The 20927-nt window shown below is 62.0% G+C and carries 19 protein-coding genes; 7 read left to right on the top strand and 12 right to left on the bottom strand.

What is annotated here, in order from left to right:
* Window positions 1-131: 131 nt before the first annotated feature.
* The 5 genes from D109_RS0102915 to D109_RS0102935 all read right to left on the bottom strand — a co-directional run bounded on the left by D109_RS0102915 (window position 132) and on the right by D109_RS0102935 (window position 5206).
* Window positions 132-1442: an MFS transporter gene (locus tag D109_RS0102915; RefSeq protein WP_017475601.1), complete on the bottom strand. Its 1311-nt coding sequence runs from the start codon at window positions 1440-1442 to the stop codon at window positions 132-134.
* Between the two features lie 290 nt (window positions 1443-1732).
* Window positions 1733-2365: an N-carbamoylsarcosine amidohydrolase gene (locus D109_RS0102920; protein WP_003215327.1), complete on the bottom strand. Its 633-nt coding sequence runs from the start codon at window positions 2363-2365 to the stop codon at window positions 1733-1735.
* A gap of 137 nt (window positions 2366-2502) precedes the next feature.
* Window positions 2503-3255 carry an Asp/Glu racemase gene (locus D109_RS0102925; protein WP_017475602.1) on the bottom strand — a complete coding sequence of 251 codons (753 nt, stop codon included), beginning with the start codon at window positions 3253-3255 and terminating at the stop codon, window positions 2503-2505.
* 11 nt (window positions 3256-3266) lie between these two features.
* Entirely contained in the window at window positions 3267-4076 is an 810-nt protein-coding gene (locus D109_RS0102930; protein WP_017475603.1) for an alpha/beta fold hydrolase, read from the bottom strand.
* Window positions 4073-5206 (bottom strand): FAD-dependent monooxygenase, encoded by a 1134-nt coding sequence (locus D109_RS0102935; protein ID WP_017475604.1) that lies wholly within the window; start codon window positions 5204-5206, stop codon window positions 4073-4075. Before D109_RS0102935 ends, D109_RS0102930 begins: the two co-directional genes overlap by 4 nt.
* A 308-nt stretch (window positions 5207-5514) precedes the next feature.
* On the opposite strand from D109_RS0102935, the gene D109_RS0102940 reads away from it, so the two are divergent.
* From D109_RS0102940 to D109_RS0102955, 4 genes are all read left to right on the top strand, one after another.
* Window positions 5515-6567 carry a 2,5-dihydroxypyridine 5,6-dioxygenase gene (locus tag D109_RS0102940; RefSeq protein WP_017475605.1) on the top strand — a complete coding sequence of 351 codons (1053 nt, stop codon included), beginning with the start codon at window positions 5515-5517 and terminating at the stop codon, window positions 6565-6567.
* A 189-nt stretch (window positions 6568-6756) separates the two neighbouring features.
* Window positions 6757-7191 carry a MarR family winged helix-turn-helix transcriptional regulator gene (locus D109_RS0102945; protein WP_017475606.1) on the top strand — a complete coding sequence of 145 codons (435 nt, stop codon included), beginning with the start codon at window positions 6757-6759 and terminating at the stop codon, window positions 7189-7191.
* Window positions 7192-7446: 255 nt separating this feature from the next.
* On the top strand, window positions 7447-7923 hold the full coding sequence (locus D109_RS0102950) for a (2Fe-2S)-binding protein (protein WP_017475607.1): 477 nt from the start codon (window positions 7447-7449) through the stop codon (window positions 7921-7923).
* A 16-nt stretch (window positions 7924-7939) separates the two neighbouring features.
* Window positions 7940-11476, top strand: coding sequence for a molybdopterin cofactor-binding domain-containing protein (locus D109_RS0102955; RefSeq protein ID WP_026077747.1), 3537 nt, complete (start codon window positions 7940-7942; stop codon window positions 11474-11476).
* Between the two features lie 120 nt (window positions 11477-11596).
* On the opposite strand, the gene D109_RS0102960 is transcribed toward D109_RS0102955, so the two are convergent.
* The gene (locus D109_RS0102960) at window positions 11597-12253 is read right to left on the bottom strand and encodes a TetR/AcrR family transcriptional regulator (RefSeq protein WP_017475609.1); all 657 of its coding nucleotides are present in this window, start codon (window positions 12251-12253) and stop codon (window positions 11597-11599) included.
* A 153-nt stretch (window positions 12254-12406) separates the two neighbouring features.
* Here D109_RS0102960 and ggt point away from each other — a divergent pair, with 153 nt between their 5' ends.
* Window positions 12407-14131: a gamma-glutamyltransferase gene (gene ggt / locus D109_RS0102965; protein WP_017475610.1), complete on the top strand. Its 1725-nt coding sequence runs from the start codon at window positions 12407-12409 to the stop codon at window positions 14129-14131.
* Here the strand turns inward: ggt and D109_RS0102970 are convergent.
* From D109_RS0102970 to D109_RS0102985, 4 genes are all read right to left on the bottom strand, one after another.
* Window positions 14125-15285, bottom strand: coding sequence for an NAD(P)/FAD-dependent oxidoreductase (locus D109_RS0102970; protein ID WP_017475611.1), 1161 nt, complete (start codon window positions 15283-15285; stop codon window positions 14125-14127). The genes ggt and D109_RS0102970 overlap by 7 nt on opposite strands.
* Window positions 15286-15303: 18 nt before the next feature.
* Window positions 15304-15825: an AAA family ATPase gene (locus tag D109_RS0102975; protein ID WP_017475612.1), complete on the bottom strand. Its 522-nt coding sequence runs from the start codon at window positions 15823-15825 to the stop codon at window positions 15304-15306.
* On the bottom strand, window positions 15822-16385 hold the full coding sequence (gene pnuC / locus D109_RS0102980) for a nicotinamide riboside transporter PnuC (protein WP_017475613.1): 564 nt from the start codon (window positions 16383-16385) through the stop codon (window positions 15822-15824). The genes D109_RS0102975 and pnuC overlap by 4 nt, the downstream gene beginning before the upstream one ends.
* A gap of 176 nt (window positions 16386-16561) precedes the next feature.
* Window positions 16562-18196, bottom strand: a complete 1635-nt coding sequence (locus D109_RS0102985) for a methyl-accepting chemotaxis protein (protein WP_017475614.1) — start codon at window positions 18194-18196, stop codon at window positions 16562-16564.
* A gap of 229 nt (window positions 18197-18425) precedes the next feature.
* On the opposite strand from D109_RS0102985, the gene D109_RS0102990 reads away from it, so the two are divergent.
* Window positions 18426-19256, top strand: coding sequence for an undecaprenyl-diphosphate phosphatase (locus D109_RS0102990; protein WP_017475615.1), 831 nt, complete (start codon window positions 18426-18428; stop codon window positions 19254-19256).
* Window positions 19253-19636, top strand: a complete 384-nt coding sequence (locus tag D109_RS0102995) for a DUF1294 domain-containing protein (RefSeq protein ID WP_017475616.1) — start codon at window positions 19253-19255, stop codon at window positions 19634-19636. The genes D109_RS0102990 and D109_RS0102995 overlap by 4 nt, the downstream gene beginning before the upstream one ends.
* Here D109_RS0102995 and D109_RS0103000 read toward each other — a convergent pair.
* Window positions 19619-19981 carry an MmcQ/YjbR family DNA-binding protein gene (locus D109_RS0103000; RefSeq protein ID WP_026077748.1) on the bottom strand — a complete coding sequence of 121 codons (363 nt, stop codon included), beginning with the start codon at window positions 19979-19981 and terminating at the stop codon, window positions 19619-19621. The two genes, D109_RS0102995 and D109_RS0103000, sit on opposite strands and share 18 nt — an antisense overlap.
* Window positions 19978-20886 carry a LysR substrate-binding domain-containing protein gene (locus tag D109_RS0103005; RefSeq protein WP_017475618.1) on the bottom strand — a complete coding sequence of 303 codons (909 nt, stop codon included), beginning with the start codon at window positions 20884-20886 and terminating at the stop codon, window positions 19978-19980. Before D109_RS0103005 ends, D109_RS0103000 begins: the two co-directional genes overlap by 4 nt.
* Between the last annotated feature and the right edge of the window lie 41 nt (window positions 20887-20927).

Raw genomic sequence — 20927 nt, forward strand, 5'->3', positions numbered from 1 at the left:
GATGGAACTTCCGAATAGGGTTATAGGCATATCCACTGATTGCGGTTAACGCTCGGTGGTGTTGACTATGTAGTGAAACCCGGTTGGTTGATTCCAGCCTGCAATGACGCATATTGCGACTGTGTGTTGCGTTAACGGTTGACCAGTTTCGCCGGCAAGGCGATCACCAGGAAGCTGCTGAGAATCAGGCAGCCGGCGAAAAACCATAAGGCGCCTGCACTGCTGCCGGTGACGTCGATCGCCACCCCCATCAACGAGTTGCTCACCAGGCCTGCAATGTTCGCCAGTGAGCAGGCCAGGGCAAACCCGGTGGCCGCGGCGGTGCCCTTGAGAAAGGTCGCCGGCAGGCTGAAAAACACCGGCACCGCACCGATGATTGCCGCGGAGGCAATCGCAAACAAGGCCACAGTGGCGACCACGTTATGGGTGAAGAAGGTGCTGGTGGCCATCGCCGCCGCGCCGATGAAAAACGGCACGATGATGTGCCAGCGGCGTTCGCGGTGTTTATCGGAGCTGGCGCCGATCAGCAGCATGCCCAGCAGCGCCGCCACGCTGGGCAAGGCGGTGAGGATGCCGATGTGGAAGGTGTCGGTGATGCCGGCGTTGCGGATAAAGGTCGGCATCCAGAACCCCATGGCATAGGCGCTGAGCAGGATCGAGAAGTCGATACCGCCGAGCATCCATACCTTGAGGTTGAAGAACCCGTCGCGGAAGCTGTGCTTGCTGTCGGCACCGTCGGCGTCGTCCTTGCGCAGCTCGCTTTCCAGCAGGGTCTTTTCTTCCGGCGACAGCCACTTGGCTTGCTGATAGGTATTGGGCAATGCCCAGAAGGTCCACACGCCGAGCAGCACGCTGGGCACCGCTTCGATCAGGAACAGCCACTGCCAGCCGCGCAGGCCACCCATGTTGTCGAAGTGGCCCATGATCCAGCCGGACAACGGGCCGCCGATCACGCTGGACAGCGGCAGGCCGATCATGAACAGGGCGATGATCCGCCCCCGGCGATGGGTGGGAAACCAGGTGGTGAGGTAATACAGCACGCCCGGCAGGAACCCGGCTTCGGCGGCGCCCAGCAGGAACCGCAGGATGTAGAACTGGGTGGTGGAGGTGACCAGCATGGTGCAGGCCGAGAGCAGGCCCCAGGTGATCATGATGCGGGCGATCCAGATCTTCGCGCCGACCCTTTCCAGGATCAGGTTGCTCGGCACTTCGAAGAGGATATAGCCGACAAAAAACAGCCCGGCGCCGAGGCCGAACGCGGTTTCGCTGAAGTGCAACTGGTCGAGCATCTGCAGTTTGGCGAAGCCGATATTGATGCGGTCCAGGTAGGCCGCGAGGTAGCAGAAACACAGGAACGGAATCAGCTTCCAGGTGATCTTGTGGTAGAGCGTGTTGACCGGATCGGCGACCGTAGTCGCGGGCGTTGCATTCGCAATGGGCATTGGGGTGTCTCCTGGCGGTGACTTATGGTTTTTATACAGCCGCTTTTTTTCAGCACTTCGGAGTGCTGTGAAAGCGACGTCCAAAGGCAGTGTCAGAAGACTGAGGTGGCCCTGTTGGAGGTGATCAAGTGTGGGAGCGGGCTTGCTCGCGAAAGCGGTGTGTCAGTTGCATGGACTACACCTGATACACCGCTTTCGCGAGCAAGCCCGCTCCCACATTCGACTGCATTCCAGCGTGGGCGCTCAGTTTTTTCCGGACCACGCTCTTTGTCGTGGTTCCTGTTGGCGCGTTATTGCTCCTTGAACTTGCTCATGGCCTCCTGCTTGCTGACCACGTCGCCGTACTTGCTGTCGATATCAAACAAGTTCGCCTCATGGGGCGCCGGGTGACGGTCGCCGACGCATTCGCGCACGACGATGGTGCGAAAGCCATGTTGCACCGCATCCACCGCCGTGGCGCGGATGCAGCCGCTGGTGGAGCAGCCGGCGAGCACAACGGTGTCGATGCCCTGGGCGTGCAGCATCGGGGCCAGGCTGCTGCCGAAAAACGCACTGGCGTATTGTTTGGTGATCACCACTTCATTGGCCAGGGGCAAGACCTCGGTGCAAAAGGCGGCGAGGGGATTGCCCTCCACCATGTCTTTCATCACCGGGGCCTTTTTGACCCAGATACCGCCGTCGGCGAAATGGCCGGGATGGTAGCGGATATTGGTGTGCACCACGCTGATTCCGTGACGCCTGGCGCAGGCCAGCAGCTCGACGCTTTCGGCCACGGCGATGCGCACTTCGGGGGCAAACAGCGGGGCGCCTTCGGTGGTATAGCCCTGCATGAAGTCGATCATCAGCAGGGCGGATTTTTTGCCGAAGCCGATTCGGTTGCCCCAGACGCCCTGGTAGTTGGCGTCGGCGGATTGTTCGCTCATCTTTCAGTCCTCGGTAATGGACAGTGCACATACCTTGTGGCCAGGGAGCTTGCTCCCGTTGGACTGCGTAGCAGGCCTGTTTTTTGGGGGCGCTTCGCACCCCAGCGGGAGCAAGCTCCCTCGCCACAAAAGCGTTTTTAGTAGGCGCCGGAGAGTAGGGCGCCGGCGCCGGGGACGATGGGTTCCAGGTCCAGGGCCTTGAGCATGGCGTAGGTGGTGGCGATGGCGGCGGTGAGTACCGGCAGGCCGGTTTGCGCTTCGACCTTGGCCACTACCGGCAGCGACTGCATTTGTACGCAGGCCGACAGCACGATCACGTCGACGCCTTCCAGGTTCATCCCGTCGACGATGGCCGGCAGGTTGGCCGGGTCGTGGCGGGCCACTTCGAGGTTGTCGGGAATCTCCAGGGCGCGCCAGTCCACCACGTCAAAGCCTTCTTCGCGGATGTAGTTCACCACCAGCTCAGTGAGGGGTTTCATGTACGGCGCGACAATGGCGATGCGCTTGGCGCCCATCACTTTCAGGCCTTCGATCAAAGCGCCGGCACTGGTGATCACCGGGGCGTTGGCGTCGTTGTCGGCGGTGGCCTTGCGCAGGCGTTGCTCGGAGTTACGGTGGTAACCCAACCCCATGGCCATGATCGCCACCAGGCAGGCGTAGCCCAGCACGTCGACCTTGGCGTCGGACAGCTCGATGGCGCAACGGTCGGACTCGCCGTCCATCGCGGCCAGCTCTTCCTTGCGCACTTGCTTCATGCGCATGCGGCTGGAGTGAAAGGTGAAACGTTCCGGACGGATCGCCTGGCGGGCGTTAAGCATCGCCGGGATCTCGGTTTCCATGGTGGTGTTGGAACTCGGCACGATCTGGCCGATGCGGTAAGGCTTGAGCATGGTGGTCTCCATTATGCAGTCAGGGGCTGGCCGAGGAAGTCGCCGAAGGCGCTGAAAAAACCCTCAAGGTCGTCCCAAGGGATCATGTGTCCGGCATTCGGCACATGGGCGACCTGCAGGCCTGGCTGTAACTGCCGGACTTGCGCGACATCTTCCGGCTGAATAACACCGCCGCGTCCGGCAACAATTAACAGGGCAGGGGCCTTCAGGTGCGGCAGATCCTGATGGAAATCGACGGTATGGAAGTCGTTGAAGGCGCGAACGATGGCCGGCTCGTAGCAGGTGTGCAGCCATTCGGCGCGCAGTTGCAGTTGTTCGTCGGTCCAGGTGGCGCAGAAGGCGCGCATTGCTTCAGCGTCCATGCCCACCAGCGACTGGCGAATTGAATCGACGTACCACGGCAGTTTGCTCGGGTATTCACGGCGACCGGGGCCGGACACCGGCGGGTCGATCAGCACCACACGGTTGACCCCTCGTGGATGGCGCACCGCGCTGCGCACGGCAAATCGCGCGCCCATGGAATGGCCTACCAGGTGATAGCTGTCGAGCTTGAGGGCATCGGCAAAGGCGCCGATGTCATCGGCGCAGGTGTCGGCGCTGTAGTCCAGTTCCGGGCCGGTGGATGACAGGCCACGCCCGCGCACATCCAGCACATACGTATCGAAATGCAGGCCCAGGCGTTCCGCAACAAAACCCCAGGTAATCGCCGGGCTAGTGATGCCGGGAATCAGGATCAGCACCGGACCCTTGCCGCCATAGCGCAGGTAATGCTGGCGAATGCCGTTGGCCTGGACGTTGCCGCCGTAGAGAAAGCTGCTCACGCGGCCACCCCCGATTTCAGTTGCTGGGCGTAGAGGTCATAGCCGTAGACCCAGTCCGGATCTTCCTGGGTGCGCAGCCAGGTGTTGGCGTTGGACACGGCCTGTACCCGTGACGCCCGTTCCTTGCGGTTGGCTTCATACAGTTCGAAGGCGGTGCGGTAGTCACTGATGCCGGTTTCCTGCAGGCAGCGTGTGAGCATCGCGGCGTCTTCGATGGCCATGCCGGCGCCCTGGGCCATGTGCGGCTTCATCGGATGGCAGGCATCCCCCAGCAATACCAGGCGGCCGCGGCTCCACAGCGGCAGCGGGTTGCGGTTGCGCAACGGCCATTTGGTCACGCTTTCGGTGGATTCGATCAGGGCCTGGACGGTGGGGTGGTAGCCCTTGAAGGCGTCGAACATCTCTTCGCGGCTGCTGTCGACGAAGGCGCCCTGGAAGTCCCATTCCGGGTGCGGCACGCCGGTGACGTAGTAGTACTCGTCGCGCTTGCCGGTGGTGTAGTAGACCATCATGTGCCGGTCCTCGGTCCACCACTTGATGCAGTCTTCAAACTTGAGGTCGTACTTGGCCAGTTGATCGCCCGGGATCAGCGCGCGGTGGGCGACCCAGCCGCTGTACAGCGGTTTTTCCGCGCCCAGCAGTTCTTCGCGAATACGCGAGTTGATGCCGTCGGCACCGATCACGATGTCGGCGTAGGTCACCTCGCCGTCGGCGAAGGTCAGGCGCACCTGGGTGTCGGTTTCCTCGAGGGTTTCCAGGCGTTTGTTGAAGTGCAGGGTGCCGGGCTTGAGGGTGGACATCTGCAGCGCGTGCAAGTCGCCACGGTGCACGGTGATGTAGGACGCGCCGTAGCCGGTGAGAGGAATGCGGGACAGGTAATCACCGGTCTCACCGTCGCGGCTGAACCAGTGCTCGGGGTGCGAGCCCATCAGGTCCAGCTGCTTTTCAATGCCCATGCGCCGGAAGATTTTCATGATGTTGGGGCCCATGTGTATCCCGGCACCGAGACGGGAAAACTCCGGCGCCTGCTCGTAGATATCCACGTCAAACCCCGCTTGTTGCAACAGGGTGGCAGCGGCGGCACCGCCAAGGCCGGCGCCGACGATTGCGATTTTTTGTGTGCTTCCCATGGGGCGTGGTCCTCTTTTTCGAATGATGGCCGGCGGCGTCAGTCCGCAAGGTTTTTAAAGTGTATACGCTCATTTTTTCAAATGAAAAGCCCACGCCTGAAAAATTATTTTTTTGGCCATATCGATCCCATGTAACCGTAAATCGCCATATTTCATTGGTGTTGTGTGGAGTCGTAACGTTTCGGCGTGGTGCTTGCAGTCCATGCTGAAATCAGTTCTTATCGTGTTTAATTGGCGTATACGCTATAAAAATGCACTGGAGTGAAGCGCGCTGCCAGATCTTGGTGCAACAGTTGAGGAGACAGGAAATGCCGGTAAGTGATTGCGAACTGACCCAGATGTTTGAACACGTGTTGAAGCTCTCGAAGGTCGACCCGACCCAGAGCGTCGCCGTGCTCAAGAGCCATTACTCCGACCCACGCACCGTGCGCGCCGCGATGGATGCGGCGCAGCGCCTGGGGGCCAAGGTGTATGCGGTGGAGTTGCCATCGTTCAACCATCCCCGGGCGATGGGCAATGACATGACCGCCTACTGCGGCGACACCGCGCTGACCGGGAATATCGCGGCCCAGCGGGCGCTGGAAGCGGCGGACCTGATCGTCGACACCATGATGCTGCTGCACTCGCCGGAGCAGGAACAGATCCTCAAGACCGGCACACGCATCCTGCTGGCGGTAGAACCCCCGGAAGTACTGGCGCGCATGCTGCCCACCGAAGAAGACAAAGTGCGGGTGCTGGCCGCTGAAGCGCTGCTGAAAAAGGCCCGCTCGATCCACGTCAAATCCCGCGCCGGCAGTGATTTCCGTGCAGCGCTGGGGCAATACCCGTCCGTTACCGAATATGGTTTTGCTGACGAGCCGGGACGCTGGGATCACTGGCCCAGCGGCTTCCTGTTCTCCTGGCCCAACGAAGAAACCGCCGAAGGCGTGCTGGTGCTGGACATCGGCGACATCCTACTGCCGTTCAAGACCTACACTCGGGAGAAAATCACCCTGGAGATCGAGAAGGGTTTCATCACCAAAATCCACGGCGGTTTCGAAGCCGAATACCTGCGCGACTACATGAAATACTTCAACGACCCCGAGGTGTACGGCATCTCCCACATCGGCTGGGGCCTGCAGCCACGGGCGCAATGGACCGCGATGGGCCTGCATGACAAGAACGACGGCATGTGCATGGACGCCCGGGCGTTCTACGGCAACTTCCTGTTCTCCACCGGCCCGAACACCGAAGTTGGCGGCACCCGCAAGACCCCGTGCCACATGGACATCCCGCTGCGCAATTGCGATGTCTACCTCGATGACCAAGCCGTGGTCATCGCCGGCGACGTCGTAGCCCCCAAGGCCTCCCTGGCCCACTAAAAATCCAATGTGGGAGCGGGCTTGCTCGCGAATGCGGTATGTCAGTCACACATGCGCCACCTGACACACCGTATTCGCGAGCAAGCCCGCTCCCACATTTCAACTGCGTTCCGGCAATGAGATCCTTGAGTCATTTCCACAACCCCGCCATCATGCCACCCCATCGACCACCGCCTTCCCGAGCCCGCCGTGCCTGATTCCTACGTTTTCTCCGAGCAAGTCGGCCACCTGTTGCGCAAGGCCTACCAGCGCCACCTGGCGATCTTCCAGCAGAATGTCGGCGACTCCCAGCTCACCGCCGTGCAGTTCGTCACCCTGTGCGCCCTGCGCGATCACGGTGCAAGTTCGCTCACCGAACTGGTCAAGGCCACCGCCGTCGACCAGGCGACCATCCGCGGCATCGTCGAACGCCTCAAGGCCCGCGAACTGATCACCCTCGAACCCGATCCCCAGGACAAACGCAAAGTCGTGGTCAACCTGTCCGACTCCGGCGCCGCCCTGGTGCAGCAAACCGTGCCTTGCGCCGCTACCATCACCGAACTGACCCTGAGCAACCTCAACCCCGCCGAACGCGTCGCCGTACTGTTCCTGCTACGCAAAATGATCGACGACCCCCAAAACTGACCCGATTCCCTGTGGCGAGGGAGCTTGCTCCCGCTGGGTTGCGAAGCGACCCCAAACGATGGGCCTGCTGCGCAGTCCAGCGGGAGCAAGCTCCCTCGCCACAGGTATTCATCCATCTTCTGGCACCGTTTTTGCTCTACGTTGATGTAGTAACCACTTCACCATTCAAGTGTGTCGCGAGACCCCAGGTACGCGACGCTTTTTTTTGACTGCTTGATGTAGTGGGCACTTCACCAAAACCAACGGGCGAAGCGAATGATCAGCCAGAACATCACGGTAACGCTTGAGGTCAACGGCCACCCCCGCGAAGTCAGCGCAATGGCCGACACCCCGCTGTTGCTGATCCTTCGCAATGACCTGCAACTCAACGGCCCCAAATACGGCTGCGGCCTGGGGGAGTGCGGCGCCTGCACGGTAATCATCGACGGCGTGGCTGCACGCTCCTGCGTCTTCCCACTGTCGGGCGCCGTGGGCCGCGACATCGTCACCCTCGAAGGCCTCGGTACCCGAGAAACCCCGCACCCGGTGCAGCAGGCCTTTATCGACGAGCAGGCCGCCCAGTGCGGCTACTGCCTCAACGGCATGATCATGACCGCCAAGGCCTTGCTCGACCGTAATCCCAACCCCAGCGAAGCCGAAGTGCGCACTGAGCTGTCGGGCAATCTCTGCCGCTGCGGCACCCATATCGAAATCCTCCGCGCGGTGCTGCGAGCCGCCCGCCAAACGCCTTGAACGTGGATCGATGACCATGACTGACGCAATCCCTTCCCGCGACCAATGGCTGGCCAAGGCCGGCGTCCTGCTGATCGTCGACGATGTGCTGCCGCCCTCGGGGCCAGTGGCCAAGGGCGGTACACCGACGGTGAAACCCAAGGAACTGGGGCTGTTTATCGCGGTGAACGATGACGGGCTGGTGTATGCCTTCAACGGGCATGTGGACCTGGGCACCGGCATTCGCACTTCCCTGGCGCAGATCGTCGCCGAAGAACTGGACCTGACCATGGAGCAGGTGCGCATGGTGCTGGGCGACACCGAACGGGCGCCGAACCAGGGCGCGACCATTGCCAGCGCAACGTTGCAGATCTCCGCAATCCCGTTGCGCAACGCCGCCGCCGAAGCCCGGCGTTTCCTGCTGATGCGGGCGGCGCAACGTTGGTCGGTCAGTGCACAGAGCCTGAAGGTCGACGCGGGCGTGATTACCGCCGGAGACGGACGCACCACCACCTATGGCGAACTGGTCACGGGGGAGCACGACGAACTGCGCATCAGCGGCGATGCACCGCTTAAAGCCACCGCTGATTACCGCCTGGTGGGCAAGGGCGCGGCCCGGGTGGATATCCCAGGCAAAGCCACCGGAGAGCTGACCTACGTCCACGACATGCGCGTGCCCGACATGCTCCACGGCCGGGTAATCCGCCCGCCGTATGCGGGGCTGGATTGCGGCGACTTTGTCGGCAAAAGCTTGTTGAGCGTCGACGAATCATCCATTGCCCATATCCCGGGCATTGTCGCCGTGGTGGTGATCCGTGATTTTGTCGGTGTGGTCGCCTTGCGTGAAGAACAGGCCATCAAGGCCGCCCAGGAACTGCGGGTGCACTGGAAACCCTGGAATAACCAGCTGCCGGACATGAGCGACGTGGAGCAGGCGATTCGCGATAACCCACGGGTACGCCGAACCGTGCTCGACCAGGGCAACGTCGACGCAGCCCTGGCCGCCGCCAGCCAGCGCATGCCGCGCACCTACCTGTGGCCGTACCAGATGCACGGTTCCATTGGCCCATCCTGCGGCGTGGCGGATTATCAGTCCGGGGTCAGTCGGGTCTGGTCCGGCAGCCAGAACCCGCACTTGCTGCGGGCTGATCTGGCCTGGTTGCTGGAATGCCCGGAAGAGTCCATCGACGTGATCCGCATGGAGGCCGCCGGCTGCTACGGCCGCAACTGCGCCGATGACGTGTGCGCCGACGCCTTGCTACTGTCCCGTGCCGTGGGCAAACCGGTGCGGGTGCAACTAACCCGTGAGCAAGAACACCTGTGGGAGCCCAAGGGCACCGCGCAACTGATGGAGGTCGACGGCGGCCTGAACGCCGACGGCAGCATCGCCGCCTATGACTTTGAAACCAGCTACCCGTCCAACGGCGCGCCCACCCTTGCGCTGCTGCTGACTGGCCGGGTCGAGCCCGTGGCGGCGATGTTCGAAATGGGCGACCGCACCTCGATTCCGCCCTATGACATCGACCACATGCGCGTCACCATCAACGACATGGCGCCGATCGTCCGCGCCTCGTGGATGCGCGGCGTGTCGGCGTTGCCCAACACCTTCGCCCATGAATCCTATATCGACGAATTGGCGTTCGCCGCCGGCGTGGATCCGGTGGAATACCGCCTGCGTTACCTGAAGGACGAGCGCGCCATCGACCTGGTGAAATCCACGGCCGAGCGGGCCAACTGGGCACCGCGCACCGCGCCGATGCAAACCGCCAACGAAGACCACCTGCTGCGAGGCCGGGGCTTTGCCTACGCGCGCTATATCCACAGCAAGTTCCCCGGCTTCGGCGCGGCGTGGGCGGCGTGGGTGGCGGATGTGGCCATCGACAAACAGACCGGCGATGTCTCGGTGACCCGGGTGGTGATCGGGCACGACTCGGGGATGATGATCAACCCGGCGGGGGTGCAGCATCAGATCCACGGCAATGTGATCCAGTCCACCAGCCGCGTGCTCAAGGAGCGCGTGACCTTTGAAGAGTCCACGGTGGCGAGCAAGGAGTGGGGCGGTTATCCGATCCTGACCTTCCCTGAAGTGCCGCAGATCGACGTGCTGATGATGCCGCGCCAGGACCAGCCACCGATGGGCGCCGGTGAATCCGCCTCGGTGCCCAGCGCGGCAGCGATTGCCAACGCGATCTACGACGCCACCGGGATTCGTTTTCGCGAGCTGCCGATTACTCCCGAGCGGGTATTGGCGGCGCTGAATGCAGGCACATTGGGCGAGCCGGCGAAGTCCCCGGAGAAGCGCCGCAAATGGTTGTTCGGCTCGCTGTTCGCGGCGTTTGGCGCGGTGCTGGGCATGGCCGCCACCGCGTGGCCGTTTCACAGCGAAATCGCCCCGATCGCGCCGCCCAGCGCCGGCACCTGGTCCAAGGCCACCCTGGAGCGCGGGCGTTTGCTGGCCGCCGTGGGGGATTGCGCGGTGTGCCACACCGCGCCGGGTGGCGCCACCAATGCCGGCGGGCTGGCCATGCACACGCCGTTCGGCACGCTGTACAGCAGCAACATCACCCCGGATGAGAAGACCGGGATTGGCGGCTGGTCGTACCCGGCGTTCGAGCGGGCGATGCGCGACGGCATCGGCCGTGACGGGCGCAACCTGTACCCGGCGTTTCCCTATACCGCGTTTCGCAATATCAACGATGCGGACATGCAGGCGCTGTACGCCTACCTGATGTCCCAGGCGCCGGTGAGCCAGGCGCCGGTGCCGAATGCGATGAGTTTTCCATTCAATATCCGGCCGTTGATGGCCGGCTGGAATGCACTGTTTTTGCGCCGAGGGGAAATCAGCGTGCAGCCCCAAAGAAGTGAGCAATGGAATCGCGGCGCCTATCTGGTCAACGGTTTGGGGCACTGCGCGGCGTGCCACTCGCCGCGCAACCTGATGGGGGCGGAGAAGGGCGGCAAAGCGTTCCTCGCGGGCGGCGTGGTGGATGGTTGGGACGCGCCGGCGTTGAATGGCTTGTCCAAGGCGCCGACGCCGTGGACCGAGGACCAATTGTTCACCTATCTGAGCACCGGTTATTCCGATGCCCACGGCGTAGCGACAGGGCCGATGGGGCCGGTGGTGACCGAACTGGCGAAATTGCCCAAGACCGACATCCGTGCGATGGCGGTGTACCTGGCTTCACTGAATGACAGCGCAGAGGCCGAAGCGCAGGTCGTGGCGACGGCGACGATGCCCAATGCCAACGGGCGGCGGGTATTCGAAGGCTCGTGCAAGGCCTGCCATGCCGACGGGCAGGGGCCGAAGCTGTTCGGGGTCAGCCCGTCACTGGCGACCAATACCAACGTGCACAGTGATCAACCGGACAATCTGATCAAAGTGATTTTGCAAGGGATCAGTACTCCGGCGACCAAGGACCTGGGTTACATGCCGGCTTTCAAGGACAGTCTGTCCAATACCCAAGTGGCAGAGCTGGCCGCCTACCTACGCGGGCGCTTTGCACCCAATGCACCGCAATGGGACAGCTTGGAGCAAAAAGTCGCTCACCTAAGAGCCAACCCGGGCACCCATTGATTCACACGGTCAAGAATGTGGGAGCGGGCTTGCTCGCGAAAGCGGTCCGTCAGTCGCCAAATGTACTGATTGATACACCGCATTCGCGAGCAAGCCCGCTCTCACATTTAGATCTAGGTTCTACCGTTGGATGGGCGGTGTCAGGCATACACCACGCAACACCAGATCACTGATAAACCCCAGCCAATCTCGCTGCTGTCCCTTGTCCGCCAGATCCTCCCCCAGAAACGAACTCAGCGTGTGCTGGTTGGAGTTATAGAAGTAGCACAACGAAGCAATCATCAAGTACACATGCTTGATGTCCACATCCTCACGAAACAGCCCCTGGGCCTGACCTGCTTCAATGATCGGCCGCAACACCCCAACCGCCTCCCCGGACAACCGCCGCAGCTCCCCGGACTGCTTCGCATGCTTGCCCTTGTGCAGGTTCTCGATACTCAGGATCGCCACAAACTCGGGATGCTTGACGTAGTAATTCCAGATAAACCCCACCAACGCCTGCAACGCTTGCACCGGCGCACTCAGGTCGAGCTTGAGTTTGCTTTCGGCTTTATTGAACTGCTCGTAGGTGTGCTCCAGCACACACACAAACAGATGCTCCTTGCTGCCGAAGTAGTAATACAACATGCGGTCGTTGGAGTCGGCCTCCCGCGAGATGCTTTCGACGCGGCCGCCGGAATAGCCGTCGCGGGTGAAGACCTTGACCGCCGCCTGGAGAATCCGCGCGCGGGTCTGGTCGGCCTGCTGGGCGCGGATACCGGTCTTCTTGATCACCATCGAAAAGCCTCTGCTGCGCAGCGTAAAGGCCCGGAATATAGCATGGGCATTATTCCGTTACCGACAGGCTCTGTCACAAACGCGGCAAAACACTGGGGCCTGGATCCGAAACGTATTACTTTCTAGTTCTTCTAATAAACAGAGTATGCAGGGATGAAATACCAACCGTTTACCCGAACTTTGATTGCCACCGCGTTGGTGCTGACCGTCAGCGGTGTACAGGCGGCCTCCCAGGCCCCGGTGGCTGGCGAAAATGGCATGGTGGTCACGGCCCAGCATCTCGCCACCCATGTGGGCGTGGACGTGCTCAAGGCCGGTGGCAATGCCGTGGATGCGGCGGTGGCGGTGGGCTACGCCCTGGCCGTGGTCTACCCGGCGGCCGGCAACCTGGGCGGCGGAGGCTTCATGACTGTGCAACTGGCCGACGGACGCAAGACGTTCCTCGATTTCCGCGAAAAAGCCCCGCTGGCGGCGACTGCCGACATGTACCTGGACAAGGATGGCAACGTCGTTCCGGACCTCAGTTCCAAGGGCCACCTTGCAGTCGGCGTACCCGGCACCGTATCGGGTATGGAACTGGCGTTGAGCAAATACGGCACCCTCAAGCGTGCCCAGGTGATCGCCCCGGCGATCAAGCTGGCTGAAGACGGGTTTGCCCTGGAGCAGGGCGATGTCGACCTGCTGCACACCGCTACCGACGAATTCAAGAAAGACAAAGACCTGCGCGGCATCTTCCTGCACGGTGGCGAGCCGATGCTGGTGGGCCAGAAGCTGGTGCAGAAAGACCTGGCGAAAACCCTGCGGGAAATCTCCGCCAAGGGCACCGACGGCTTCTACAAGGGCTGGGTAGCCAAGGCCATTGTCGACTCCAGCCAGTCGGGCAAAGGCATCATCACCCAGGCCGACCTGGACAAATACAAGACCCGCGAACTGGCACCCATCGAGTGTGACTACCGTGGCTATCACGTGGTGTCCGCGCCACCACCCAGCTCCGGTGGGGTGGTCATCTGCGAAATCATGAACATCCTTGAAGGCTACCCGATGGCCGATCTTGGCTATCACTCGGCCCAGGGCCTGCACTACCAGATCGAAGCCATGCGCCACGCCTACGTCGACCGCAACAGCTACCTCGGCGACCCGGACTTCGTGCAGAACCCGGTGGAGCACCTGCTGGACAAGGACTACGCCGCCAAACTGCGCGCTGCCATCGACCCACAGAAAGCCGGGATCTCCCAGGACATCAAACCCGGAGTTTCGCCCCACGAAGGCAATAACACCACCCACTACTCCATCGTCGACAAGTGGGGCAACGCGGTCTCGGTGACTTACACCCTCAACGACTGGTTCGGCGCCGGCGTGATGGCGAGCAAGACCGGGGTGATCCTCAACGATGAAATGGACGACTTCACCTCCAAGATCGGCGTGCCGAACATGTACGGCCTGGTCCAGGGCGAAGCCAACGCCATCGCCCCGGGCAAGACGCCGCTGTCGTCCATGAGCCCGACCATCGTCACCAAGGATGGCAAGGCGGTGATGGTGGTGGGGACGCCGGGTGGCAGCCGCATCATCACGGCCACCTTGCTGACCATCCTCAATGTGATCGACTACAAGATGAACATTCAGGAAGCCGTGGACGCGCCGCGTTTCCACCAGCAATGGCTGCCGGAGTCGACCAATATCGAGCGCTTTGCCCTGAGCCCGGACACCCAGAAAATCCTCGAAGGCTGGGGCCACAAGTTTGCCGGCCCGCAGGACGCCAACCACCTGGCGGCGATCCTGGTAGGCGCGCCGTCCCTGGATGGCAAGCCAGTGGGCAACAACCGCTTCTACGGGGCCAACGACCCACGGCGCAACACCGGTTTGTCGTTGGGCTACTGAGGCGTCAACCCGTCGTACTCTTCCTGGTGGCTGCGAAAGTGCGCCAGGGAGAGGGCGATATCATCATGGGAGAGTTGGGTGGCGGCCGCTTCGGCGCTGTCACGGGCGATGGGTTCAATGCGCTCGAACATCTCGGCTTCATAGGCTTTCACCGCCGCGGAGCATGAGGTGTTCTCAATCAAATGCCGAGCCAACTCCGCAGCATCGAGCATCGCCGCATTGACGCCTTCGCCACCAAACGGTGACATCAGGTGTGCGGCATCGCCGATCAGGGTCAGGCCTGGGCGGTGTGCCCAATGATGCCCGACGGGCAGCGCGTAAATGGCCCGGGACACAAAGCGCTCGTCTGAGGCGTGCAGCAGCGCCAGGATGTCCGGGTGCCAACCTTCGAACTGCGCCAGCAGCGATTGGCGGGTCGCGTGTGGCGTCGACCAGTCGAGTTGTTGCGCTGCCCAGTCGGTAGGGACGCGGAAGATCGCATAGCCGCGCAGGTGCGCATTGGCATTGCGCTGCACGACCAGCAACCTGGCGTCTCCGGAAACGTCCAGCTTGCCTTTGCCGACGAGTCTGGCGAGAGCCGGGTGGCGGCGGTCGACGTCATCAATCCCGAACTCGATAAACGTCAGCCCGCTGTATTGCGGTTGATAGCGCGACAGCAAGGGGCGCACTTTCGACCAGGCACCGTCGGCACCGACGACCAGGTCAAACGGGCCGTGGACGGTGTCGCCCTGATGCACGGTCCAGCACGTGTCGCCGGCCTGGCGGATCTCGCTGACGTTGACGTCCCATTTCACGCAATCAGCAGGCAACGAATCCAGGAGGACTTGCCGCAAGGCGGTGCGGTCGACTTCCGGACGGTCGCCGGCGGCTGGACTGGGGTCTTCAAACAGCAGTTGCGCGTGTTTGTCCATCAGGCGCGAGCCTTGGTCTTCATAACGGGCGATGGTGCGGAAGGCATCTTCAAGGCCGGCTTTTTTGAGCGCCAGCTGGCCGGATCCCACATGTAAATCCAGGGTGCCGCCCTGAGGGCGTTCCAGCGGTCCGCGCTCGCGCTCGAACACGCTGATGGCAAAACCGTTGACCTTGAGAATCCGCGCCAGGGTCAGCCCGGCGGGGCCGCCACCGACAATGGCAATGCGTAACGAGCGGTTCATGAACACTGTCCTCGCCGGTTAATCCAGCAGTTGTGCCACAGCTGAAAAGGCCTGGTCCTGGCGTGCTTGCCAATCCCCACGAATGATCCGTAACGGCTGATGATGTTGCTCCAGCCAGTCAAGGCTGGCCTGGAAAAACGCCAGGCGGTCGGCAAACTCCGGCTGGCAGCGCTGGCCATCGGCGGTCCATTCCACGTCCTCCGGCGACAGCAGCAGGTGCAGGTCGTAGTGGCGGGCGAGCAGTTCGCTGTCGAGCCAGGCCGGGCAGTCGCCAAACAGGGTCTGGCTCCACAGCTTGTTGGTCAGCAGATTGGTGTCCAGGATCAGCAACGCGGGCTGCGCGGCGCGGGCGGCGTCTTCCCAGGCCAGTTGGCCACGGGCGATGGCCGGGATATCGGCCAGGCTGGTATCGCGCTGGTGATGGTCGATGAAATGGCGCACGTATTCGCCCACCATCACCCCGCCAAAATACGCCTGCAACTGCGTGGCCAGCCAGCTTTTACCGCTGGATTCCGGGCCGGCCAATACCACGACTTTCATGCGTGCAACGCCGGGTCGGCGCGCCATTCGCGCCAGCCTTGAACGGCGATCACGGTGAACAAGGCATAGAGCGCGGCGGTGAGGTACAGGCCTTTATAGAGGAACAGGCCGACAAAGATCACATCCACGGTGATCCACAACGGCCAGCACTGCACGCGTTTTTGCGCCATCCACATTTGCGCCACCAGGCTGAAGCCAGTCAGGGCCGCGTCCAGCCAGGGTTGGGCGGCGTCGGTCCAGTGGGCCATGGCGGCGCCCAGCAACAGGCTGCCCAGGGCACCCACGGCCAGGCCTTGGAGGATCGGTTGCAGGCCCAGGCTGGTGACTTGCCGGCCTTGCTTGACCTCGCCGGCGCGGGTCCACTGCCACCAGCCGTAGAGCTGCAGGGCCGCGTAGATGACTTGCAGGAGCATGTCGGAGTAGAGCTTCACATCGAAGAAGATCCAGGTGTACAGCAGCACCATCACCAGGCCGATGGGCCAGCACCACGGATTCTGTTTAACCGTCAACCACACAGCGATCACCCCCAGGGCGGCGGCAAACAGTTCAAGCCCGGACATGGCGGTTCCTTGGGGGAGTCGAAGAGGGCGGTGATTGTAACCAGAGTGGTGGGCGCGGGGGTAGATCGTTGCCACGCTCTGGGTGGGAATGCAGTTACGGACGCTCTGCGCAATGGTGACGCAGAGCGTCACAGGATGCGTTCCCACGCGGAGCGTGGGAACGATCTAGTCCTGGGTTAGACCTTGAATTGGTGTAGAAGGCTGTCGAGCTGTTCGCTCAGGACCTTCAAGTGTGCACTCGCCGCGCTGGACTGCTGCGCCGCCAGTGCCGTGCTGTGGGACAAACCGGCCGCCTGGGTGACGTTCTGATTGATGTCTTCCACCACATGCGCCTGCTGCAACGTGGCGCTGGCAATCGAGGCGTTCAAACCATTGAGATTGCGCAGCGCTTGCCCGATGGCAGTGAGGCTTGCGCCGGCCTGGCCCGCTTGTTCAATGGTCAGTTGCGACGCCTGGTGGCTGTCGCTGATGACCTTGACCGCCGCTTCCGAATGGCCTTGCAGGCGCTCGATCATGGCCTGGATCTCAGCGGTGGATTTTTGCGTACGCTGGGCCAGCAGCCGCACTTCATCGGCCACCACCGCAAACCCACGGCCTTGCTCCCCGGCACGGGCTGCTTCGATGGCGGCGTTGAGGGCCAGCAGGTTGGTCTGGTCGGCGATGGAACGGATCACTTCCAGTACCCCGCCAATCTGCGTGCTTTCAGTCGACAGGGTGCGGATCACCTCCACCGCCTGGCTGATGGTGCTGGAGAGCTGGTCGATTCGTTGCAGGCTGCCGTCGATATTGAGCTGGCCCTGTTCGGCCTGCACCTGGGCATCGCGCATTTCACTGGCGGCGTGCTCGGCGTTCTTGGCCACATCCTGCACACCATAGGTGACTTCGTTGATCGCGGTTGCCACCAGTTCCATTTGCTGCGATTGCTGCTGGCTGCGGTCATGGGCGTCGCTGGCGTTGCTGCCCAGCTCGGTGGACGACTGGCCCAGCGCGTTGGCGCAGGTCTGCAACTGGCCGACTACTTGCCGCAACTTGGCGGTAAAGCCGTTGAAGTGGCGGGACAATTGGGTGACTTCGTCCTGGCCGTGGGTGTCGAGGGTGCGGGTCAGGTCGCTTTCGCCACTGGCGATATTGGCCATCGCATTCACCGCCTGTTGCAGCGGACGCACGATGCTGCGGGCAATCAGCACCACCAGCAGGGCCATGATCACGGCAATCACCAGGCCGACCATTGAGGCTTTCCACACCTGGCCCCGGAACTCGCCTTGCACGTCATCGACATACACGCCGGAGCCGATGATCCAGCCCCAGGGTTCAAACAGCTGGATATACGAGGTCTTGGCCACCGGCGCATCCGCCCCGGGCTTGGGCCAGCGGTAATTCACCATCCCGGCGCCTTTGGCCTTGGCCAGGATCACGAACTCGTTGAACACCGCAAAACCGTCCGGGTCGCGGATGGCCGACAGGTTCTGGCCGTCGAGCTTGGGGTTGGCCGCGTGCATGATCATCACGGGGGTGAGGTCATTGATCCAGAAGTAATCATCCTTCCCGTAGCGCAGGCCACGTACCGCGCTCAAGGCTTGCTTCTGCGCCGCTTCACGGGTCAGGACGCCACTGGTTTCGAGGCTGTGATAATAAGTCAGGATCCCGCTGGCGGTTTGCACCACACGCTGGGTCTGCTCGCTCTTGGCCTGGTACAGGTCGCCATGAATCTGCCTGAGCATAAGCAGGCCGAGGGTTAGCAGCATCAGCACGGCGACGATCAGGATCAGCCAGAGTCGCCGGCTGATAGACATATTGCGCAAACTGTTCATGGTCCTGTCACTCCGTGTTCTTATAATTTTGGGTGCTGCATCGACTTTTCCGGCTTGTCTGATAGGCTTTCGGCCCAGAATCAAAAAACCTGAGTCCTGCCTGATTTTTCACGGAATTTTCGCAGTTCGGCCTTGATTATTTGCGCTGTGCTTGCAGCGCACTCTTCGTTAGTGAACGTCTAAAAAATATCAACGAGGCATGCCGTGGGCATGACCTTTGGGGGAATCGATGGATCTTTGGACCGCCGTACAGGCACTGATACTCGGGGTTGTAGAAGGGCTGACGGAGTTTTTGCCGATCTCCAGTACCGGGCACCAGATTATCGTCGCCGACCTGATCAACTTCGGTGGCGAGCGCTTTGAAGCGTTCAATATCATCATCCAGCTGGGCGCGATCCTGGCGGTGGTGTGGGAGTTTCGACGCAAGATCCTGGATGTGGTCATCGGCTTGCCGACCCAGCGCAATGCCCAGCGCTTCACCGGCAACCTGATCATCGCCGTGTTGCCGGCAGTGGTGCTGGGGGTGATTTTCGCCGACCTGATCAAGCATTACCTGTTCAACCCAATCACCGTTGCGGCGGCGTTGGTGGTGGGCGGCGTCATCATGTTGTGGGCCGAGCGCCGCCAGCATGAAGTGCACGCCGAAACCGTCGACGACATCACCTGGAAGGACGCCATCAAGGTCGGCTTCGCCCAGTGCCTGGCGATGATCCCGGGCACCTCGCGCTCCGGTGCCACCATCATCGGTGGTCTGTTGTTCGGCTTGTCACGCAAGACCGCCACCGAGTTCTCGTTCTTCCTGGCGATGCCCACCATGGTCGGTGCGGCGGTGTATTCGGGCTACAAGTACCGTCACCTGTTCCAGCCGGATGACCTTCCTGTGTTTGCCATCGGGTTCGTCACCTCGTTCATCTTTGCGATGATCGCGGTCAAGGCGCTGCTCAAGTTCATCGCCAGCCACAGCTACGCGGCGTTTGCCTGGTACCGGATCGCCTTCGGCCTGGTGATCCTGGCCACCTGGCAGTTCGGCTGGATCGACTGGTCGGCCGTCAAGCCATGACCCTCCAGCATCCGCGCTTCAAGGCGTTGGTGTTTGCACTGTTGTGCGCCGCGCCGCTGTTTGGTTCGGCGCTGCTGTGGTATCGCGGGGTTTCGCTGATCCCGCTGGTGGCCTATGGCGTGGTCAGCGTGCTGGCGTTCCTGCTGTACTGGAGCGACAAGCGCAAGGCCCGCGAAGACAGCTGGCGCACCCCGGAAAATGTCCTGCACGCCGTTGAGCTGGCAGGCGGTTGGCCGGGGGCGTTGATTGCCCAGCAGGTATTCCGCCACAAGACGCGCAAAGTGTCTTATCAGGTGGTGTTCTGGTTGATCGTGTTGCTGCACCAGGTGTTCTGGATTGATCAGTTGTTCCTGGGTGGCACGCTACTCTCGATCTTCTAGCAACAAACCGATCTGCGTGCGCTTGGGCAGCTTGCTCACCACCAACTGGTGAGAACGTTGCAACAGGCCACGCAGTTCTTCGGCGCCCAGCGGGTAGGGCGTGTTCATGATGATCCACTGCGCTCGTGCCAGGTACGGCGCCGGGTGGATGCCCGGGCGATCCACATGGCCCAGGAACAGCTCCTTGTCGACCTTGAACGCCAGCGAGTCACCCCGCAGGTTCTGCAAGGCAAACATCTTGTTGCCGGCAATCGAAAATACCCGCACGCCGCCCCATTTGTAGTCTTCCCGCGCACCGGGCAAGCCCAGGCAAAACTCGGTGACTTGTGCTTCGGTCATTCTCATAACAAACGGTCTCCACATTCCTTGAAGGCGTTATCCAGATGGTCGATCCAGGCCCGCACGGCCGGCAACACGCCGCGCCGATGTGGGTAGACCGCCTGCAACCAGCCGCCCGGCAATGACCATTCGGGCAACAACTGCACCAACTGGCCGCTGGCCAATTCTTCCTCGCAATACATCATGGGCAGCACGGTAAACCCCAGGCCGGCGAGGGCGCAGGCTTTGCGAACCAGGAAATCGTCGATGCCCAACCGTGCTTCCATGACCAGGTCGTGGCTGTTGCCCTCCGGACTGAGCATGCGGAAGTGCACCATGCGGTCTGCTTCCAGGGCGCCCAGCACGGGCAATTGCTTGAGGTCTTCCAGGCTGTTGATTTGCCGCTCACGCACAAAACCGGGGCTGGCGACAATCGCCGTCTGGGCCTGGCGCAGGCGCTTGGTCACCAGCAGCGGGTCTTCATCCCCGAGCTCACGCACGCGCAAGGCCACATCAATGCCTTCGGCCACCAGGTCGACGCGGCGGTTGACCAGGCTCATCTCCAACTGCACCAGCGGGTTGGCGGTGAGAAAATCCGCCACCACGGTCTGCAGGAATTGGTGAGCCAGGCCCACCGGGCTGCTGACCCGCAGCCGGCCGCGGGGTTCGCTGGACATGCTGGCCACCGCCTCATCGGCCATTTCCGCCTCCAGCAACATCGCCTGGCAGTGGCGCAGGTAGCGTTCACCCACGGCGGTCAGGGTCAGTTGGCGGGTGGTGCGTTGCAGCAAGCGGGCGCCGAGGCGCTCCTCCAGTTCGGCGATGCGCCGCGACAGCCGCGACTTGGGAATCCCCAGCAGCCGTCCGGCGGCGGCGAAACCGCCGGCTTCCACTACCTTGGCGAAATAGTAGAGGTCATTCAGATCTTGCATGGTCGGCCTATTGTCCTGTCAATGGGACGAACTATCCGCGC

Source organism: Pseudomonas sp. PAMC 26793 (assembly GCF_000313235.1).
Taxonomy (GTDB): domain Bacteria; phylum Pseudomonadota; class Gammaproteobacteria; order Pseudomonadales; family Pseudomonadaceae; genus Aquipseudomonas; species Aquipseudomonas yamanorum.

What these genes read in the sequence shown, in the direction of transcription:
- D109_RS0102970 (WP_017475611.1), bottom strand. Translation starts at nt 15,285, where the DNA reads ATGAACCGCTCGTTACGCATTGCCATTGTCGGTGGCGGCCCCGCCGGG.
- D109_RS0102920 (WP_003215327.1), bottom strand. Translation starts at nt 2,365, where the DNA reads ATGAGCGAACAATCCGCCGACGCCAACTACCAGGGCGTCTGGGGCAAC.
- D109_RS0102915 (WP_017475601.1), bottom strand. Translation starts at nt 1,442, where the DNA reads ATGCCCATTGCGAATGCAACGCCCGCGACTACGGTCGCCGATCCGGTC.
- D109_RS0102985 (WP_017475614.1), bottom strand. Translation starts at nt 18,196, where the DNA reads ATGAACAGTTTGCGCAATATGTCTATCAGCCGGCGACTCTGGCTGATC.
- D109_RS0103000 (WP_026077748.1), bottom strand. Translation starts at nt 19,981, where the DNA reads ATGAGAATGACCGAAGCACAAGTCACCGAGTTTTGCCTGGGCTTGCCC.
- D109_RS0102995 (WP_017475616.1), top strand. Translation starts at nt 19,253, where the DNA reads ATGACCCTCCAGCATCCGCGCTTCAAGGCGTTGGTGTTTGCACTGTTG.
- D109_RS0102925 (WP_017475602.1), bottom strand. Translation starts at nt 3,255, where the DNA reads ATGCTCAAGCCTTACCGCATCGGCCAGATCGTGCCGAGTTCCAACACC.
- D109_RS0102935 (WP_017475604.1), bottom strand. Translation starts at nt 5,206, where the DNA reads ATGGGAAGCACACAAAAAATCGCAATCGTCGGCGCCGGCCTTGGCGGT.
- D109_RS0103005 (WP_017475618.1), bottom strand. Translation starts at nt 20,886, where the DNA reads ATGCAAGATCTGAATGACCTCTACTATTTCGCCAAGGTAGTGGAAGCC.
- D109_RS0102955 (WP_026077747.1), top strand. Translation starts at nt 7,940, where the DNA reads ATGACTGACGCAATCCCTTCCCGCGACCAATGGCTGGCCAAGGCCGGC.
- pnuC (WP_017475613.1), bottom strand. Translation starts at nt 16,385, where the DNA reads ATGTCCGGGCTTGAACTGTTTGCCGCCGCCCTGGGGGTGATCGCTGTG.
- ggt (WP_017475610.1), top strand. Translation starts at nt 12,407, where the DNA reads ATGAAATACCAACCGTTTACCCGAACTTTGATTGCCACCGCGTTGGTG.
- D109_RS0102960 (WP_017475609.1), bottom strand. Translation starts at nt 12,253, where the DNA reads ATGGTGATCAAGAAGACCGGTATCCGCGCCCAGCAGGCCGACCAGACC.
- D109_RS0102990 (WP_017475615.1), top strand. Translation starts at nt 18,426, where the DNA reads ATGGATCTTTGGACCGCCGTACAGGCACTGATACTCGGGGTTGTAGAA.
- D109_RS0102940 (WP_017475605.1), top strand. Translation starts at nt 5,515, where the DNA reads ATGCCGGTAAGTGATTGCGAACTGACCCAGATGTTTGAACACGTGTTG.
- D109_RS0102950 (WP_017475607.1), top strand. Translation starts at nt 7,447, where the DNA reads ATGATCAGCCAGAACATCACGGTAACGCTTGAGGTCAACGGCCACCCC.
- D109_RS0102975 (WP_017475612.1), bottom strand. Translation starts at nt 15,825, where the DNA reads ATGAAAGTCGTGGTATTGGCCGGCCCGGAATCCAGCGGTAAAAGCTGG.